16 protein-coding genes are annotated in these 15,361 nt (G+C 62.1%); 7 read left to right on the top strand and 9 right to left on the bottom strand.

The window, feature by feature from the left end:
- Positions 1-16: 16 nt before the first annotated feature.
- The gene (locus tag IE188_RS01885) at positions 17-889 is read right to left on the bottom strand and encodes a DMT family transporter (RefSeq protein WP_191284767.1); all 873 of its coding nucleotides are present in this window, start codon (positions 887-889) and stop codon (positions 17-19) included.
- Between the two features lie 116 nt (positions 890-1,005).
- Positions 1,006-1,434 carry a Fur family transcriptional regulator gene (locus IE188_RS01880; protein WP_191284766.1) on the bottom strand — a complete coding sequence of 143 codons (429 nt, stop codon included), beginning with the start codon at positions 1,432-1,434 and terminating at the stop codon, positions 1,006-1,008.
- A gap of 247 nt (positions 1,435-1,681) precedes the next feature.
- Between IE188_RS01880 and IE188_RS01875 the strand changes: the two genes are divergently transcribed.
- Positions 1,682-2,368 carry a TetR/AcrR family transcriptional regulator gene (locus IE188_RS01875; protein ID WP_191284765.1) on the top strand — a complete coding sequence of 229 codons (687 nt, stop codon included), beginning with the start codon at positions 1,682-1,684 and terminating at the stop codon, positions 2,366-2,368.
- A 19-nt stretch (positions 2,369-2,387) separates the two neighbouring features.
- Here the strand turns inward: IE188_RS01875 and IE188_RS01870 are convergent, their stop codons facing one another.
- The 7 genes from IE188_RS01870 to IE188_RS01840 form a co-directional block, all read right to left on the bottom strand.
- Entirely contained in the window at positions 2,388-3,092 is a 705-nt protein-coding gene (locus tag IE188_RS01870; protein ID WP_229836414.1) for an endonuclease/exonuclease/phosphatase family protein, read from the bottom strand.
- Positions 3,093-3,135: 43 nt separating this feature from the next.
- Positions 3,136-4,545: a protein adenylyltransferase SelO gene (locus IE188_RS01865; RefSeq protein ID WP_191284764.1), complete on the bottom strand. Its 1,410-nt coding sequence runs from the start codon at positions 4,543-4,545 to the stop codon at positions 3,136-3,138.
- A 30-nt stretch (positions 4,546-4,575) separates the two neighbouring features.
- A complete protein-coding gene (locus IE188_RS01860; protein ID WP_191284763.1) occupies positions 4,576-5,022 on the bottom strand; it encodes a GNAT family N-acetyltransferase in 447 nt (148 codons plus the stop codon).
- The gene (locus IE188_RS01855) at positions 5,019-5,957 is read right to left on the bottom strand and encodes a nucleoside hydrolase (RefSeq protein WP_191284762.1); all 939 of its coding nucleotides are present in this window, start codon (positions 5,955-5,957) and stop codon (positions 5,019-5,021) included. The genes IE188_RS01860 and IE188_RS01855 overlap by 4 nt, the downstream gene beginning before the upstream one ends.
- A gap of 9 nt (positions 5,958-5,966) precedes the next feature.
- The gene (gene xth / locus IE188_RS01850; protein WP_191284761.1) at positions 5,967-6,746 is read right to left on the bottom strand and encodes an exodeoxyribonuclease III; all 780 of its coding nucleotides are present in this window, start codon (positions 6,744-6,746) and stop codon (positions 5,967-5,969) included.
- Positions 6,747-6,811: 65 nt separating this feature from the next.
- Entirely contained in the window at positions 6,812-8,005 is a 1,194-nt protein-coding gene (locus IE188_RS01845) for a BaiN/RdsA family NAD(P)/FAD-dependent oxidoreductase (protein WP_191284760.1), read from the bottom strand.
- Positions 8,006-8,046: 41 nt separating this feature from the next.
- The gene (locus tag IE188_RS01840) at positions 8,047-8,370 is read right to left on the bottom strand and encodes a HesB/IscA family protein (protein WP_191285292.1); all 324 of its coding nucleotides are present in this window, start codon (positions 8,368-8,370) and stop codon (positions 8,047-8,049) included.
- A 136-nt stretch (positions 8,371-8,506) separates the two neighbouring features.
- Between IE188_RS01840 and IE188_RS01835 the strand changes: the two genes are divergently transcribed.
- From IE188_RS01835 to scpB, 6 genes are all read left to right on the top strand, one after another.
- Positions 8,507-9,649: a deoxyguanosinetriphosphate triphosphohydrolase gene (locus IE188_RS01835; RefSeq protein WP_191284759.1), complete on the top strand. Its 1,143-nt coding sequence runs from the start codon at positions 8,507-8,509 to the stop codon at positions 9,647-9,649.
- Between the two features lie 139 nt (positions 9,650-9,788).
- The gene (argS, locus tag IE188_RS01830) at positions 9,789-11,510 is read left to right on the top strand and encodes an arginine--tRNA ligase (RefSeq protein ID WP_191284758.1); all 1,722 of its coding nucleotides are present in this window, start codon (positions 9,789-9,791) and stop codon (positions 11,508-11,510) included.
- 104 nt (positions 11,511-11,614) lie between these two features.
- Positions 11,615-12,796: an SPOR domain-containing protein gene (locus IE188_RS01825; protein ID WP_229836411.1), complete on the top strand. Its 1,182-nt coding sequence runs from the start codon at positions 11,615-11,617 to the stop codon at positions 12,794-12,796.
- A gap of 1 nt (position 12,797) precedes the next feature.
- Complete coding sequence (locus tag IE188_RS01820) at positions 12,798-13,829, top strand: glycoside hydrolase family 3 protein (protein WP_191284757.1); 1,032 nt, start codon at positions 12,798-12,800, stop codon at positions 13,827-13,829.
- Positions 13,816-14,610, top strand: a complete 795-nt coding sequence (locus IE188_RS01815) for a segregation and condensation protein A (protein WP_191284756.1) — start codon at positions 13,816-13,818, stop codon at positions 14,608-14,610. Before IE188_RS01820 ends, IE188_RS01815 begins: the two co-directional genes overlap by 14 nt.
- The gene (gene scpB / locus IE188_RS01810; protein WP_407648150.1) at positions 14,600-15,289 is read left to right on the top strand and encodes an SMC-Scp complex subunit ScpB; all 690 of its coding nucleotides are present in this window, start codon (positions 14,600-14,602) and stop codon (positions 15,287-15,289) included. The genes IE188_RS01815 and scpB overlap by 11 nt, the downstream gene beginning before the upstream one ends.
- The last annotated feature ends 72 nt before the right edge of the window (positions 15,290-15,361 follow it).

The raw sequence follows: 15,361 nt of genomic DNA, 5'->3' as shown, positions 1-15,361 counted from the left end.
ACAGGATTGAAAAATGTTAGCGCGCACGGATCCGTTGTTCGCGCAGGAACGTATATATCCCGGTGCCGATCACAATCATGGCGCCCAGATAGGTCAGATTGTCGGGGTCTTCGCCGAACACGATGATCCCCAGCACAATCGAGAAGATCAGGCGCGTGTACCGAAACGGCATGATGATCGAGGTTTCGGCCACCCGCAGCGCGCTGACGATGGCGTAATACCCCGAGACACCGAAGACCGTCGCTCCCAGCATCAAGAGCCATCCGATGGGTTCCGGGACGACAAAACCGCCGCTGACCGGGATCATCAGCGCGCCCGCTGGAATACAGATCAGGAACGCATAGAACGCCACGCTGCTGGACGGGATCGTCGGGTCAAGCTGACGGGTCAGAAGGTCGCGCAGCGCGATGCCGAACACCGCCGCGATGGGCAGAAGGGCGGCCAGTTGGAAGCCCTCGGCACCCGGCCGGATGATCAGAAGAACGCCCAGAAAGCCGATGCCGATGGCGCTCCACCGTCGCCAGCCGACCTGTTCACCCAGAAACAGGGCCGCTCCCGCCGTAGTGGCCAGCGGCATGGCCTGAAAGACGGCCAGCACGGTCGACAGTGGAACGAGGGACAGGGCGGTGACGAAGAACATGGCCGACACGGCTTCCGAGGCGTTGCGCCACAGCATGATCCGCGACCGCATGTCCCGATGCACGAGCGGAGCCAGCGTGCCGCGTTGCACATAGGTGATGATGGCAAAGGCCACCGAACCGCCCACGCCCAGCAGAAACAAAGTCTGTGACGCCGGCATGCCCTGCGTCATCGACTTGATGAACACATCCTCCAGGGCAAAAGCTGCCATGGCAAAGATGATCAGAAGAATTCCACGCAAGTTCTGCATTGGGTGACGTTTCGCGGTCTGAGAAAAACAACCCGGCGACAAGACCCGGTTTTCCGCGCCAAGACAAGATATGATCGGTGATGGAGCCGATCAGCGGGCGTGATCGGTTGCGCCTGTCACGTGTCTTTCCTGTCCTTCTTGCGGACGCCGTAAAGTTCCAGCCGATGGCCTTTCAACTCGTATCCCAGCTTGGCCGCGATCTTTTCCTGCAGGGCTTCGATCTCGGGGTCCAGAAATTCGATCACCTGCCCGGAGGTCAGGTCGATCAGGTGGTCGTGATGGTCCCGGTCCGCGCTTTCATAGCGCGCGCGCCCGTCACCAAATTCGTTTTTGACAAGGATCCCCGCCTCTTCAAACAGTTTGACGGTTCGATAGACCGTCGCCAGTGAAATGCGGCTGTCCAGACCAACGGCGCGGGCATGCAACTCTTCGACATCTGGATGGTCGCGATGGGCCTCTTCCAGGATTTGCGCGATCACCCGGCGCTGTCCGGTCATGCGCAGCCCCAGTTCCTCGCACCGTTTCAGAATGGATGGGTCGGACATTATGCCTCCGATACTCGCTCTGCCTGCCCCCTTATGCCGTGAAATCCACGCGGGGGGAATGCTCAGTTGGGCCCAACCGAACCCTGTTGCCTCTCCGCAAGGCAGAACAGTCATGTCCGATGGCCGGTTGCGGCAGGTCGGTGGCGCGGAATTGTGCAATCCCTGTCTTGCCAACCACGGCAAGATCGTCCGATAGTCGTTCGACAGCGCGGGCGCGACCCGCGACAGGCAACAATGGCGGGCATTCTTGACGACACGATCGGGGAAACGAGCACGGTCCGAGGATCAGAAACTGCAGCGGCAGGCCGAGATATTGGCCGCCGCACGTGCTCTTATCGAAGACGTTGGATTTGATGGCGTGACGATGAGCGCGCTGGCCGGTCGCGCCAAACTCGCCAAGGGAACGTTGTATCTGTATGTGCGGTCGAAGGAAGAACTGTTCCTGATGTTGTTCGGCGAAGCGTTGGAAAACCTTGTGAACCGCTTCGAAGCCGAACCCGAACGGGACTTGGACCCCGTGTATCTGGCCGATTTCCTGACCCGCCTGTCGCAAGAAACGCCTTTGTTTCTGCCCCTGTTTGCCCGCCTTGTCGCGGTGATCGAGGCAAATGTGGCCGACGAGGCGCTGTTTGCCGCAAAGCGCCGCATGTTGGCAAATTTCGAACGCGTCGCAATCCAGCTTGCCAAACGGCTTCATCTGAATGCCGAGCAGGCCATGCTGGTGGCGCGGACCCTGATGAATGTCATGCAAGGTGCGGCGCAGTTCGATCTGACCTCGGACCGTGACCCCGATGGCCTGCCCGATGACATGCGCGAGGCCTTCGCGATCAACGAATATGCCCGAAATTTCCGCCCGGCGGCCGAGTTGATCCTGGGGGCGGTGGTCGGCCCCAATCAGACGGCGCGCAGCCCTGCAGGGCCCGACGCCTCCTGACACAAGCCGGGGTGACACATCACTCTTTGATGCGGACCTTGGCCCAGACCGGCAAATGGTCGGACGCCACCTTTGCCAGCGGCGACTGTTCGACGCCAGCGTCGCGCAACTCGACCCCTTTGCTCAGCGCCAGACGGTCCAGCCCGGCCATCGGGCGCGAGGCGTGAAAGGATCGACCGGGCGAGATGATGTCGAAGTTATGCTCCAACGGTTCGAACCCGCGTTTCGGTGACCATTCGTTGAAATCACCCATTATCATTGTTGGCAGGGGGGTAATGGCAAGCTTCTGCGCAAGCTGGCGCATCTGCTGATGGCGATATGGACGCAGGAGGCCCAGATGGGTGCCAACCAGTTTCAGGCGGCCCTCGATCTCGACCGAGACCGCGCCGCGCGGCTCTAGCCCCGGCAATTCCAACTGCTCTGCGTGATGGAAGGTCAGGCCCTTGCGCACAAGGATCGCGTTGCCGTGACTGCCCAGCGATATGCCCTTGCGATCATAGGGCACGGCGACGAAATCGGTTTCGTCTTCCAGCAAATGGCGGGGCAAGGCTGCGGGGCGCGGACCAAGGCGGCGGTCGGCTTCTTGCAAGACGACGACATCGGCATCAAGGTGGTTGATCACGTCCAGAATGCGATGCGGATCGCGCCGCCGGTCAAGGCCGATCGCCTTGCGCATGTTGTAGGTGACCAGTTTAAGATTCAGGTCGTCGGCATTCATGTTCATAAACTAGTCAACGCTGTGCGGAATTTCCAGCGACAGAGCCGCTTCAGGTGCCGCAGAAGGTGCGCGACACGCGTTCTTCCGGCTTAGGCGGGGTGGCAAGGTCAAGATCTTCCGCTCGCGGATCAAAGGGCCGCACCAGCGCATCGACCAGCCGGTGAAAGGGGGCATAATCCCCGCCGATCCCGGCCTGAATGGCCTGTTCGATCCGGTGATTGCGCGGGATCAGAACGGGGTTGGCCGCGCGCATCACTGCCTTCGGGTAGCCCGGTTCGCGCTCCAGTCGGGCGGTCCAGTCGGGCGCCCAGCTGTCCCACGCACCCTCATCTGTGATGTGATCGCTGGCGTCGCCCCCGGTCAGGGCTGTGAAAGTCGCGGTGAAGTCGGCTTGCGAACTGGCCATGCGCGCCAGCAGCCCGGTGATCAGCGCCTCGTCGCCGTCTTCTTCGGTGGTCAGGCCGATCTTGGCACGGAACAGGCGCATCCATTCAGGGCTGAAATGGTCGGCAAACCCTTCCAACACCTGCGTCGCTTTCTCGGCGGCGTGGTTCGGGTCGCCATCCATCAGGGGCAGAAGCGCGGTTGCCAGTTGTGCCAGATTCCACACCGCCATGTTGGGCTGCGCCTGAAACGCATAGCGCCCCTGTTGGTCGATGGATGAAAAGACCGTCCCGGGATGATAGGCATCCATGAACGCGCAGGGGCCATAGTCGATGGTTTCACCCGACACGGCCATGTTGTCGGTGTTCATCACACCGTGGATGAATCCGATACTCATCCATTGCGCCACCAACCGCGCCTGAGCGGCCACCACCCCCGCCAGAAAGGTCATCGGACCATCGGCGTCTGGATAGTGTCGGGCGATGGCGTGATCCAGCAACAGGCGCAGCCCCGCCGTGTCACCCCGTGCGGCAAAGTACTGGAACGTGCCGACGCGAATATGGCTGGACGCCACCCGCATCAGCACCGCACCGGGATAGCGCCGTTCGCGCTGCACCCCTTCGCCGGTCAAAGCCGCCCCAAGCGCGCGGGTGGTGGGGATGCCAAGGGCGTGCATCGCCTCGGACACGATATATTCGCGCATCACCGGCCCGACCCAGGCCCGCCCGTCGCCATTGCGGCTGTAAGGCGTGATGCCGGACCCTTTCAACTGAATGTCCCGCCGCCCGAAATCACCCGTGACCTCGCCCAGTAAAATCGCGCGTCCGTCGCCCAGACGCGGCACCCATCCGCCGAACTGGTGCCCCGCATAGACCTGCGACAGCGGGTCCGAGCCGGGCAAAAGCGTGTTGCCGGTCAGAACCTCGGCGGTCAGGGTTGCGGGGTCCAGCCCAAGCTCGAGCGCAAGGGCGTCATTGACCCGCAACACCTGCGGATCAGCCACCGGAACGGGCGGCAGTTTGGTATAGAACCTGTCGGGCAGGCGGGCATAGGAATTGTCAAAGATGTCGCGCATGACCCGGACCCTATCAGAGTTTCTCGCCCGCTACATCACCCGCGTCATCAAGTGATAGCGATTGCGGGACCGAAAGCCGATGCGTTCATACAGGCGGCGCGTGCGATCTTGGTCGGCGCCAACTTCAAGATGCATCGCTCCCACACCCTGATCGGCCAGCGCACGGACCAGCGACGCCAATGCCTCGCTGCCCATGCCACGACTGCGGACGCGTTCGCGCACGAAAATCTCGTCCAGAAAGGCGTCCAGCCCGCCGAACTCGATCGACCAGCCAAAGCTGACCGCGATATAGCCCACGGGCGCGGTGCGCGGCCCGATCATCCAGATCGCCCCGTGGGGCGAGCCATCCAGCAGCGGCTGAAGGGCACCGCGCCGGGTGGCGTCGTCCTGTTCGATCCCGTTTTCCGCGTGAAAGCCGGCGACAAGCGTCGTCAGGCGGTCAAGATCGTCAGGGGTGGCAAGACGCAGGCTGCTCATAACCGGGCAATCCTTTCGGTCAGAAGGGCAAAGAAGGCGTCGCTGTCCACGTCCCCGACAAACAGAGCATTGGGCGGGTGGTCGGTGACGCCCCACCAATCGGCGACGGTCATGCCCATGGTCAGCTCGGACTGTGTCTCGATCTGGACGTTGATATGCCGCCCGCGGAACAGATCAGGCTGGATCAGATAGGCGATCACGGTCGGGTCATGCAAAGGCGCGCCGTCCGAGCCATATTTTTCCTTGTCGAACCGTTCGAAGAAATCCGTCATCTCGGCGACCGCGTGGCCCACCTCACCGGGCAGGGCGCGGAACGCGTCATTGCGGGCTTTCGTCACCAGGGCATTGTGGGTCACATCCAGCGGCATCACGACCAGAGGGACGCCCGATCTAAACACAATATCAGCGGCTTGCGGGTCGACATAGATGTTGAACTCGGCCGCCGGGGTGACATTGCCCACCTCGAAATAGGCACCGCCCATCAGGACGATTTCCTGCACGCGCTCGATGATCTCGGGCGCAAGTTCAAAGGCGGTGGCGATGTTGGTGAGCGGCCCCAACGGGCAGAGCGTGACGGTGCCGGGATCATGGGCGCACAGTGTGTCGATGATGAAATCAACCGCGTGCTGGTCTTGCAGCGGCATGGTCGGGTCGGGCAGCACCGGGCCGTTCAACCCGGTCTTGCCATGCACATATTCCGCCGTGACCAGATCGCGGCGCAGGGGACGGTCGCAGCCGGCAAAAACCTTGGTGTCGGGCTTGCCCGCCAACTCGCAGATGATCCGCGCATTCTTGGCCGTAAGCTCCAGTGGCACGTTGCCAGCAACGGCAGTGATGCCCACAACGTCGACCTCCTCAGGGCTGGCGAAGGCCAGAAGCATGGCAACCGCGTCGTCCTGCCCGGGATCGGTGTCGATGATGATTTTTCTTTTCATGTCAGATCTTTATGCCGCTAGCTCAATCCAGATTGGAACATGGTCCGAAGGCTTCTCGCGCCCGCGCACTTCTTTATCAATCTGGCAGTCGGTCAGAAGATCGGCGCATTCTGGCGACAGCAGGAAATGATCGATGCGAATGCCGTCATTGCGCTGCCACGCGCCGCGCTGGAAATCCCAGAACGTGTAATGTTCAGGGGCCTGGTTGCGGGCGCGGAAGGCTTCGGTCAGGCCAAGGTTTGTGATCTTGCGCCATGCCTCGCGGCTTTCGGGACGGAAGAGCGCATCGTCGATCCAGTCCTCGGGGCGGGCAGCGTCCTCGGGTTGGGGAATGATGTTGTAATCGCCCGCCATCAGGAACGCTTCTTCAGTGGCCAGAAGGTCCTCGGCACGGGCGCGCAGGCGGTCCATCCATGCCAGTTTGTAATCGTATTTCGGACCCGGTACCGGGTTGCCGTTGGGCAGGTAAAGCCCACAGATGCGCACGGCGTGATCGCCCACCACGGTTGCTTCGATATACCGGGCCTGTTCGTCCGCGTCGTCACCGGGCAGGCCGCGGGTCACATCCTCAAGCGGCAGCTTGGACAGAAGGGCGACACCGTTGAAGCTTTTCTGTCCGTGGGTTTCGACGTTATATCCTTTGTCTTCAAAGGTCTCACGGGGGAAGTTCTCGTCAATCGACTTGATCTCCTGCAAGATGGCGACGTCGGGCTGCGCCTCGTCCAGCCAGTCCATCAGCGCGGGCAAACGCGCCTTGATGCCGTTGATATTGAAACTGGCGATTTTCATGCGGCCCCCTTCTGTTCGTGGCGGCCAATGTGGGCGCAAACGGGCGGGGGTGCAAGCAAAGCCGTTCAGCGTTCGGCGATATGCCGCCCGGCGGCGTGGGCGCTGGACCACGCCCATTGGAAATTGAACCCGCCGAGCCAGCCCGTCACGTCGACACATTCGCCGATGAAGTAAAGGCCAGGAACGGTTTTCGACATCATCGATTTGCTGTCGATCCCGTCGGTCGAGATGCCGCCAAGGGTGACTTCGGCGGTGCGGTAGCCCTCGGACCCGGCGGGCATCAGCGCCCAATCGGACAGTTGATCGGTCAGCGCGCGCAACGCCGTATCTGACTGGTCAGCAAGACGCGCGGTCAGGTCGAAGCGGTCTGCCCATTCGGTTGTCAGAAACTCGACCAGTCGTGCAGGCAGGTGACGCGCCAGCTCGGTCGAAAGTTGCCGCCGCCCCTCGGTCTGGCGTTGATCGCGGAGCGTGGTGAACAGGTCGCGTCCACCCGTCAGGTCGATATGGATCGCCTCGCCCTCGCGCCAGAAGGACGAGATTTGCAGGATCGCAGGCCCGGACAGCCCGCGATGGGTGAACAGCATCGCCTCGTCAAAGCGCGCACGGTCGGTCCAGATGCGGACAGGCAGGGACACGCCGGACAGGGCCGCAAAGCGACCGTCTGGGAAGGTCAGGGGAACGAGCGCGGGGCGGGGGGCGATGACCTCGTGCCCGAACTGGCGAGCGATATCATAGGCAAAACCGGTCGCGCCCATCTTGGGGATCGACTTGCCGCCCGTGGCAAGGACGAGGTTCTTGCACCTCAACTCGCCCGCAGTGGTGTCCAGCGCGAAGCCCGTGTCTGTTCGATCGACCGCCTGAACGGTGGTCGACAAACGCAACTCGGCCCCGGCGTCCTTCAGGTTTTGCACCAGCAGGTCGATGATTTGCGTCGACTTACCGTCACAAAACAACTGCCCCAGCGTTTTCTCGTGCCACGCGATCCCAGCGCGGTCGATCAACTCGACGAAATCCCATTGGGTGTAACGCGCCAAAGCGGATTTGTGGAAATGCGGGTTCTGGCCGGTGAAATTCGCAGGCTCTGTGTGCATATTGGTGAAATTGCAGCGCCCACCGCCGGAAATACGGATTTTTTCGCCGGGTTTGGCGGCATGGTCGATGACCAACACGCGACCGCCATGCGCAGCCGCGAAGGGCGCGCAGAACAGGCCCGCCGCGCCCGCGCCAATGATGATAGTGTCCCAGTCCGTGTGCATGGGCTGCACCTAGCCGGTTGGTTGGGACAAGAAAAGGGGGATTACATCGAAAAGGACGTGCCACACCCGCAGGACGCCGACGCGTTCGGGTTATTCACGATGAACCGCGCACCGATCAGCTCTTCGCTGAAATCAATTGTCGCGTTGGCCAGAAATGGCAGCGACACCTCGTCGACCACCACCTGTTCGCCGGACCCTTCCAGCACCAGATCGCCCTCGGCCGGGTCATCCAGCGAGATGTCATATTGAAACCCTGAACAGCCGCCGCCTTCGACGGCGACGCGCAGGGCCTTGCCTTGGGCACCTGCGCCAATCTCGGCCAGGCGGGCAAACGCACGGTCTGTGACGGTGGGGGGCAGGGTCAGGTCCATTGGAAATCCATTTCATGTTCGCGCATAACGGAATATAGGGGGGCCATGCGGGCGCGACAAGACGCCCGGACGGTGTGCCTTGGTCGGGACAACTGGGCACATCTGCGGTGACAGGCAGAAAGGGGCAGGTATGCTCGCCAATTACGCAACGCATCCCGGTGGCAGCCGGGGTCGGCTTTACCCTGAGGACGAAAGCGCGTTTCGCGAGCCGTTTCAGCGGGATCGCGACCGAATTATTCATTCCTCGGCCTTTCGCCGTCTGAAACACAAGACGCAGGTGTTTGTGGAACACGAGGGCGATTATTTCCGCACACGGCTGACCCACTCGATCGAGGTGGCGCAGGTGGCGCGCACCATCGCGGGCGCGCTGGGGCTGAACAGCCACCTGACCGAGGCCGTGGCTCTGGCCCATGATCTGGGGCACACGCCGTTTGGACATACCGGCGAGGATGCGCTGGACGCCATGATGGCCCCGTTTGGTGGGTTCGATCACAACGCGCAGGCGTTGAAGATCGTCACCTCGCTTGAACGGCACTATGCCGAATGGGACGGGTTGAACCTGACCTGGGAAACCCTTGAAGGGATTGCCAAACATAATGGGCCGGTGGTGGGTGATCTGCCGCCCGCACTGGCGGAATACAACGCGCGCCACGATCTGGAATTGCACACCCACGCGAGCGCCGAAGCTCAGGCCGCCGCGCTGGCCGATGATATCGCCTATAACAACCACGATCTGCATGATGGCTTGCGGGCGGGGCTGTTTGACATGGACGAGATTGCCGAATTGCCCATCATTGGCCCGGCGATTGCCGAGGTGGACGCGACCTATCCCGGTCTGGATGCGGGACGACGCCGACACGAGGCATTGCGCCGGGTGTTTGGCGTGATGGTGGAGGATGTACTGACCACCTCGCAGGCGTTGTTGGTGGATGCGGCGCCGCAATCGGTCGAAGAGGTGCGCGTGCTGGATCACGCGGTCATCCGCTTTTCGCCCGCGCTGTGGGCGGATCTGAAGGTTATTCGAGAGTTTTTGTTCACCCGGATGTACCGCGCCCCATCGGTGGTTGCGATGCGTGCGCGGGTCACCCACGTGGTGGAAGATCTGTTTGCCCATTACCGCGCTGTCCCATCCGACCTGCCGGGTGAATGGCGGGCCGAGATCGAAGCGGCCACCAGCGACCGTCGCCTGGCGCGTTTGGTGGCGGATTATATCGCCGGAATGACGGATCGTTTCGCCTTGCAGGAACACAAGCGGCTGGGATTGGGCGGGTAGGGGGCCTGCCCCCTCGGGGCGTTGCCCCTCACCCCCGGGATATTTCGGGCCAGAAGAAACGGGCAGTTTCGCGCATCGGGTTGCTTGACCTTTGGGGCGGGGGTGCTAGGAGTGCGCCTGAGAGAAAAGGACCATATCCATGAACCTGTTTGCCGATATTCGCAGCCTTGTGATCGACGCGCTGAACGCGATGGTGGCCGAGGGTACCTTGCCCGAGGGGCTGAGCTTTGACAACGTGGCGGTCGAGCCGCCGCGCGATGCGGCGCATGGGGATATGGCAACCAATGCGGCGATGGTTCTGGCCAAGCCTGCCAGGATGAAGCCGCGCGACATTGCTGACGTGCTGGCAGGAAAGCTGGCCGCCGATGACCGCATCGACGTGGCCGAAGTGGCCGGGCCGGGGTTTTTGAACCTGCGGCTGAATGCATCAATCTGGGCAAAACTGGTCGAGGGCATTCTTGGTGGTGACGGTTATGGCCGCTCGTCCATGGGGGCGGGACAGAAGGTCAATGTGGAATATGTGTCTGCCAACCCCACGGGGCCTTTGCATGTGGGTCACACGCGCGGCGCGGTGTTTGGCGATGCGTTGGCAAGCCTGCTGGACTATGCCGGTCACGAGGTGACGCGGGAATATTACATCAATGATGGCGGCGCGCAGGTCGATGTGTTGGCCCGTTCGGTTTACCTGCGCTATCTGGAGGCGCATGGGCAGGACGTGGCGTTCGAGGACGGCACCTATCCCGGCGATTATCTGGTGCCTGTCGGGCAGGCGTTGAAGGACAAAGTGGGCGATGCGTTCGTTGGCAAGGGCGAACAGTTCTGGCTGGCGGAAATTCGTGAGTTTGCAACCGGGAAGATGCTGGACCTGATCCGCGAAGATCTGGCGATGCTGGGGGTGAAGATGGATGTCTTTTTCTCGGAAAAATCGCTCTATGGCACGGGTCGGATTGAAGCTGCGTTGGCATCGCTGGAAGGCAAGGGTCTGATCTATGAGGGTGTGCTTGAGCCGCCCAAAGGCAAGAAGCCCGAAGATTGGGAGCCGCGTGAGCAAACGCTGTTCAAGTCCACCGAGCATGGCGACGATGTGGACCGCCCGGTGAAAAAATCGGACGGCAGCTGGACCTATTTTGCGCCAGACATCGCCTATCATTTCGACAAGATCGAACGCGGGTTTGACGCGCTGATCGACGTGTTTGGTGCCGATCATGGTGGCTATGTCAAGCGGATGAAGGCGGCGGTGTCGGCGCTGTCGGATGGGCGTGTGCCGTTGGATATCAAGCTGACGCAACTCGTGAAACTCTACAAGAATGGCGAGCCGTTCAAGATGTCGAAACGGGCGGGCACCTTTGTGACCCTGCGAGATGTCGTCGAGCAAGTTGGGCCGGACGTGACCCGTTTTGTTATGCTGACACGCAAAAACGACGCGCCCCTGGATTTCGATTTCGACAAGGTGTTGGAGCAGAGTCGCGACAACCCCGTGTTCTATGTGCAATACGCCCATGCCCGGGTGCGTTCGGTTCTGCGCAAGGCCGCGGATCAGGGGATCACCCTGACCGATACGCCCAAGATCGAGGACGAGGCCGAGATCGCGGTGGCGAAAAAGCTGGCCGAATGGCCGCGCCTGGTCGAGATCGCGGCGCGCACGCATGAGCCGCATCGCATCGCGTTTTACCTGTATGAACTGGCCTCGGACTTCCACGCGCTGTGGAACCGGGGCAATGACAAGCCGGAATTGCGCTTTCTTCAGGATGGCAAGAATGACTCATCAGCAGCGAAAATCGCCCTGCCGCGTGCCGTAGCCGTTGTCATTTCGTCAGGCTTGGGTATTTTGGGGGTCACTCCTGCCGAGGAAATGCGCTGATCACAAGGGCAGCTTCGGCGGGCAAGAGGTTGACGCAGTAACCGGACCGGGACGCAGAAAGAGCCATCAATGGCCGACGCGTCCGCAACCGGAGGTGAGGCATTATGGCAGAAGCACATTGGGGTCCCGGGACCCGGCAGGCGACGTTCAGCAATCAGTATGATCACGGGTATCAGTCCGCGCATCGGACCGAGCCGCCTTTGGTCGCGCCTTCGCCGCAGTATGTGCATCCGGCGCATGGTGGAGCTCAGCCGCTGGATGTGCACCCTCTGCAAGCCCGTTCGGCTGCATATGATGGCCAGCATGGTCTTTATGATGCTCCGATGGCGGATATGACCGAAGACGCGCCTTTGCCCAGCTCTGGCCAAGGCGGGTTCAGCACAATGTTCAATTATGCGGGTGCGGCGCTGTCGCTGGCGCTGATTGTCGGGTTGGGTGTTTGGGGTTACAAGCTGGCGGTGCGCGATGTGACCGGCATTCCGGTGGTGCGTGCGCTGGAAGGGCCGATGCGTGTGCAGCCGGACAACCCCGGCGGCCAATCCGCCGCGCATCAGGGCTTTGCCGTGAACAATGTTCAATCCGAAGGTCAGGCCGCGGCCCCCGCCGACCGATTGGTGTTGGCCCCTGCTCCCGAGGACCTCGCGGACGAGGATATGGCGACCGAGGTCGCAGCGCGCGCGGACACGGCGCCGGGCGCGGAACTGCCGCTGCACGAGGCCGCAGCCATCCTGCCGGATCGTGCGCCCGGGCAGGTTGACCCGGTGGCCGCAGCCCTTGCCATTGCAGAACAGATCGCAGCCGATGCTGCACCGCTTTCAGACGCAGGGTCTGATGACACGGTGCAGGCCGCGTTGGATGACGCCACCGCCGATGCGCCGGTCGTAAATGCCGTGAAAATCATCCCGGCATCGGTCCCCGGTGTCCGCCAGTCGCCGCGCCCCTTGGTCCGTCCGGCAGACCTGACGACCCGTGTTGTCGCAGCACCGCCGGCTCCGGCTCAGGTCGCGCAGGAAGTGGCCCCTGACCAGATTTCAGCGGGCACGCGGCTGGTCCAACTGGGCGCCTTTGACAGCGAAGACGTGGCCCGCGCCGAATGGGACCGTCTGGTGGCCCGGTTCGACGAGTATTTCACCGACAAGTCGCGCGTCGTTCAGAAAGCTCAGTCGGGCGGCAAGACCTTCTATCGCCTGCGCGCCGTCGGGTTCGAGGATCTGGCCGATGCGCGCCGGTTCTGTTCAGTTCTGATGGCGTCCAAGGCGGCCTGTATTCCGGTCGTGAACCGCTGACATGCAAGGGCAGGGCGCGTATATCTTCGGGTGCGAAGGGACGCAGCTTCTGCCCTCTGAGCGCGATTTTTTCGAACGCGTCCAGCCCTGGGGTTTCATCCTGTTTGCCCGCAACGTGGACAACCCCGATCAGCTTCGGGCGCTGACGGCTGAACTGCGCGGCGCGGTCGGGCGTGACGTGCCCATCTTCATTGATCAGGAAGGCGGGCGGGTGGCGCGAATGGCGGGGCCGCATTGGCGCGAATGGTTGCCCGCCTTGGATCAGGTGGCATTGAACAGGCGCGATGCGCTGCGCACACTCTATCTGCGTTATCGCCTGATCGCGGACGAGCTTTTGGCGGTTGGCATTGACGGAAACTGTGCGCCGGTGGCGGATATCGCCAATGCCGACACACATCCCATCCTGCGCAATCGCTGCTATGGCGAAGACGTGGTGCGCGTGGCGGAACGGGCGGGCATGGTGGCACAGGCGCTGCTGGAAGGTGGCGTATTGCCGGTGGTCAAGCACATTCCCGGACAGGGCCGCGCCAATCTGGACAGTCACAAGGAACTGCCCCGCGTCAAAACCAAGGCCAAGGAACTGGGCCGCACCGATTTCATGGCGTTCGAGCCTCTGGCCGGTCTGCCGCTTGGGATGACGGCGCATGTTGTCTATGACGATATCGACCCGGACCACCCGGCGACACAAAGCCCGGCCATCATCACGCTGATCCGCGAGCAGATCGGGTTCGGCGGGCTTCTGATGACGGACGATTTGTCGATGCAGGCGCTGGAGGGTCCGCTTACTCTCAGGGCGCGGCGATCGCTTCAGGCCGGATGCGACATGGTCCTGCATTGCAATGGCGTGCTGGAGCAGATGGAAGAGGTGGCCGAGGCCGCCGGCCCCTTGAAAGGGCAAGCCCTGGACCGCGCCAATACTGCGCTGGACTGGCGGCGCGCGCCCGATCCTGTTGACATTTCCGCGCTTGACGCAGAGTTTCAGAGCCTGATGACAGGTCAGGGGTCTGAACGGGCTGCGGATGAGCGAGACTGAGGAATTTGAAAGCGACGCGATGTCGGTCTCGGCGCGTTTGGCGGCCGAGGCGCTGATCGTCGATGTCGAGGGGTTCGAGGGACCGCTTGACCTGCTTCTGACGCTCAGCCGCACGCAGAAGGTCGACCTGCGCAAGATCTCGGTTCTGGAACTGGCCGAACAGTATCTGGGCTTTGTCGAAAAGGCACGGCATCTGCGCATCGAACTGGCGGCTGATTATCTGGTGATGGCCGCGTGGCTCGCGTTTCTGAAATCCCGCTTGTTGCTGCCGCCCGATCCGACCGAAGATGGCCCATCCGGCGAAGAACTGGCCGCGCATCTGGCGTTCCAGCTTGAGCGTTTGCAGGCGATGCGCGATGTGGCCGCAAAGCTGATGGCGCGCGATCAGTTGGGGCGCGATTTCTTTGCCCGCGGCATTCCCGAGGATGTGACGCGGGTGCGCCGCGTGACCTATACCGCCAATCTTCTGGACCTGATGCAAGGCTATGCCCGCATCCGCACCAAGGACGAGTTTCGCCCCTTCGTCATGGACCGCGATGCGGTGATGACGATGGAACAGGCACTGGACCGGATGCGTGGCCTGATCGGATATGCGGGCGACTGGACCGACCTGACCTCGTATCTTCCCGAAGGCTGGGAAACGGATCCGGTGCGGCGTCGCTCTGCGACAGCTGCCAATTTCGCGGCCACGCTGGAACTGGCCAAGCGCGGGGCAATCGAACTGAGACAGGGTGAGATCTTCGCCCCCATCCAAATCCGCAGGAAACCGAATGACGGATGACGTGACGCGCGACGAATCTGTCGCCCAGAACCATGACGACAAACGGGACAATGACAGCCTGTTCGAAGCGCCGCCCATGGGCGAACAGGAACGCATGGTCGAAGCCATTCTGTTTGCGTCCGCCGAGCCGGTGACAGTGAAAGAGCTTGAGGGGCGGATGCCGCATGGTTCGGACGCCGCCGAGGCGCTGGTGTATCTGCGCAAACGATATGAAGGGCGTGGGGTGTCGGTGGTCAAGGTGGGGGATGCGTGGGCCATTCGGACGGCGCCCGATCTGGGCTATCTGATGCAGAAGGAAACGGTCGAGACCCGCAAACTGTCCCGCGCCGCGATCGAGACCCTGGCCATCATCGCCTATCACCAGCCTGTCACCCGCGCCGAGATCGAGGAAATTCGCGGTGTCTCTGTCAGCCGTGGCACCATTGACCAGTTGATCGAGATGGAATGGATCCGCTTTGGGCGCCGCCGAATGACACCGGGCCGTCCAGTTACTTTTGTTGTGACGTCGGAGTTTCTGGATCATTTCGGATTGGAAAGCGCCCGCGATCTGCCGGGGTTGAAGGAGTTGCGGTCGGCGGGCCTGCTGGAAAGCCGCCCCCCGCCCGGCGCCATGCCCGGCCCCGAGACCGAAGACGAGGACGAAAGCCCCGAAGGTCAGTCCGAGTTGTTTGAAGACTAGGGATATCTGCCGTCAGGTTGGAAAACCGCCGTGAATTTGCCCGAAACTGCGGTTACTATCCGCCGAAAGGGC

This window comes from Aliiroseovarius zhejiangensis (assembly GCF_014656375.1).
Classification (GTDB): Bacteria; Pseudomonadota; Alphaproteobacteria; order Rhodobacterales; family Rhodobacteraceae; genus Aliiroseovarius; species Aliiroseovarius zhejiangensis.
Note: the sequence above shows the minus strand (reverse complement) of the source record. Positions and strands in the feature narration are given on the sequence as shown.